At 47.8% G+C, this 2,467-nt stretch carries 2 protein-coding genes and 1 pseudogene; 2 read left to right on the forward strand and 1 reads right to left on the reverse strand.

The window, feature by feature from the left end:
* Window positions 1–154: 154 nt before the first annotated feature.
* Window positions 155–808 (reverse strand): HD domain-containing protein, encoded by a 654-nt coding sequence (locus tag QOR82_RS08970; protein WP_283584399.1) that lies wholly within the window; start codon window positions 806–808, stop codon window positions 155–157.
* 199 nt (window positions 809–1,007) lie between these two features.
* Here QOR82_RS08970 and QOR82_RS08975 point away from each other — a divergent pair, with 199 nt between their 5' ends.
* Both QOR82_RS08975 and QOR82_RS08980 read left to right on the forward strand, forming a co-directional pair.
* Window positions 1,008–2,228 carry an NAD(P)/FAD-dependent oxidoreductase gene (locus QOR82_RS08975; RefSeq protein ID WP_283584400.1) on the forward strand — a complete coding sequence of 407 codons (1,221 nt, stop codon included), beginning with the start codon at window positions 1,008–1,010 and terminating at the stop codon, window positions 2,226–2,228.
* A 151-nt stretch (window positions 2,229–2,379) separates the two neighbouring features.
* Window positions 2,380–2,467: pseudogene (locus QOR82_RS08980) on the forward strand (IS200/IS605 family transposase); the annotation flags it as partial.

A 2,467-nucleotide genomic window follows, 5' to 3' on the forward strand; every position in this document is an offset into this window, starting at 1 on the left:
TTCAGTATATCTATATTTTAAAGGAAAACGGAGCTGAATGAAATCCGAAGATTTCATCCAACTCCGTTCTTTATTAGGGACTTATGTCACAGCCCCTTATTTGATGAATCAGACTGCTAGTCTTTGAATTGAGCGATCTGTTGTTCTTGATTGCTTATTTTTCCGCATCCCACTCCGCGTGGAATTCGGCCAGGAAGTCGCGCATCACCTGTTGCCGATGTGCAGCTATTTTTTGGGCCGTCGTTGTACACATCATCCTTTCGAGGTGCAGCAGCTTTTCGGTGAAGTGATTAATGATCGTTTCATCATTGAGATTCCGGTACTCTTCTTTTGACATCTTTTGCCGCGGTGGGATCGCCGGATCATAAATCTTTTCGTGGTGGGCCCCACCGTAGTAGACCGCCCGAGTAATCCCGATGGCGCCGATCGCATCGAGCCAGTCAGCATCCCGGACGATTTGGCCGAGTTGCGTGAGCTTCACCGGTCCTTCCAAGGTGTGAGCAAAAGAAATCTGCCCCAGGATGGCGACAAGCTGGGTCACTTCATCCGTCTGAAAACCCGTTTGCTGCAGAAAATCAGCCAGTTCGTCCTTTGCCTGGTCAACATCAGCAACCAATTTTTCGTCGATCGTGTCGTGCAGATAAGCAGCCACCATCGGCAAAAACGGGTCGACACCTTCCCCAACAGCAATCCGTTTCGCCATCTTTACCACCCGATGAATATGATCCATCCCGTGGCCCGTCCGGTCGGCACCGAGTTTTTCGGCGGTATAGTGGGCCACTGCCGCTAGTTGCTTACGTCGTTCCATCGCCAACCCTCCTAAAATAGTTTATCCAGAATTTCATTTTTGCTTGCCGTGATGTTCGAATTGGCGAGCAGAAAGCAGCGATACTTAATCAATTTTGGTTCTTATCGCATATCATAATCTTACCTTAATTAATGATAGAATAATAATATAGAGGAATTGTCGGCAACTTAGGATAAACCACAGAAAGTGAGGCATTATCATGAAAGACATCGTCGTACTGGGTGCTGGCTATGCTGGACTCAAAACCGTTGTTGAGTTGCAAAAGAAATTACAAGGTCAAGTCAATATCACCTTAGTCAACTTGAATTCCTACCACTACGAAACTACATCCCTTCATGAAGTCGCAGCCGGCAATGTTCCTGCTGATAAAATCACCTTTCCAATTAAGGACGTCATCAATCCACAGACCACTAAATTGATTATTGACCGGGTTGTCAGCGTTGATCCTGACAAAAAGACGGTTCAACTAGCAAAACACGATCCATTAACTTATGATTATTGCGTTTTGGCACTGGGCTTTGTCTCCGAAACCTTTGGGATTAAGGGGGCCAAAGAAAACGCTTTGCCGATGACAACCGTCGATCAGGCCAAGCAGATCGACCAACACATCCGTAACCAGATGGCTTCTTATCGTTCCCAAGCCGACCCTAAAAAGTTGCAGATCATTATCTGTGGGGGCGGCTTTACCGGCATTGAACTGGCCGGCGCTCTAGCTGACGCCCGACCACGTTACGCTGATCTCGCCGGGATCCAGCCTAACCAGGTCCAGATTAGCGTTGTGGACGCTTCGAAACGTCTCCTACCAATGTTCAACGATCAGCTGGCCGCTTATGGCCTAGACATTGTGCAAAAACTTGGCATCAAGATTATCTCCGAAGCACTGATTCAGGAAATTCAGCCTAACAGCGTTCTTTACAAGAAGACCGGGGCCGCTGATGACGCCCCACTAAACAAGCTCGATGGCAATACGATCATTTGGACCACCGGGGTCAGTGGCAGCCCAATTGTCGGGCAGTCTGGTCTCCCAGAAAAACGTGGTCGTGTCATGGCTTCCCCGCATCTCACCGCGCCCGATCATGATGACCTTTACGTCGCTGGTGACGTGGCAGCGGTGATGCCAGCCGGCGGCAAGCGTCCATATCCGACGACCGCTCAGATCGCGCTTTCGATGGCTAATTACATTGCCGAAGATATCAAAGCCCGCACTAACGGCAACCAACGGCCGGACGCTTACCAGTACCATTCAATGGGGACCGTCGCTTCCGTCGGTAACACCCGCGCCTTTGGGGTTGCCGGTGGTCATGCCTTTAAAGCATATTCGGCGTCGGTTTTAAAGAAGATGATCATGAACCATTCACTGCTTGAAATCGGTGGATTCAAAGAATTCTTCAAGAAAGGTCGCTTTGACCTCTACCACTAAAAAACAATCAGACTTAAAAATGCTCGGCTACTCGCAGCATTTTTTTGAAATGGGGCAAGGAAACTCGTTCTTTTAAGGACGTGATGAATTGCCCCTACTTTTTATACCTGTGCTACACATGGTTTAAGCAAAACGTGGTATAATAATTGATATGAAAGATAATAATAGACTTACATATGGCCGAACATCAGTCTACAATCTGAATTACCACATCATATGGGGAACTAAATATCGCAACA

The organism is Limosilactobacillus difficilis (assembly GCF_947387495.1).
Lineage (GTDB): Bacteria > Bacillota > Bacilli > Lactobacillales > Lactobacillaceae > Limosilactobacillus > Limosilactobacillus difficilis.

Excerpts from the sequence above, each read along its gene's own strand:
- QOR82_RS08970 (WP_283584399.1), bottom strand. The coding sequence starts at position 808 with ATGGAACGACGTAAGCAACTAGCGGCAGTGGCCCACTATACCGCCGAA.
- QOR82_RS08975 (WP_283584400.1), top strand. The coding sequence starts at position 1,008 with ATGAAAGACATCGTCGTACTGGGTGCTGGCTATGCTGGACTCAAAACC.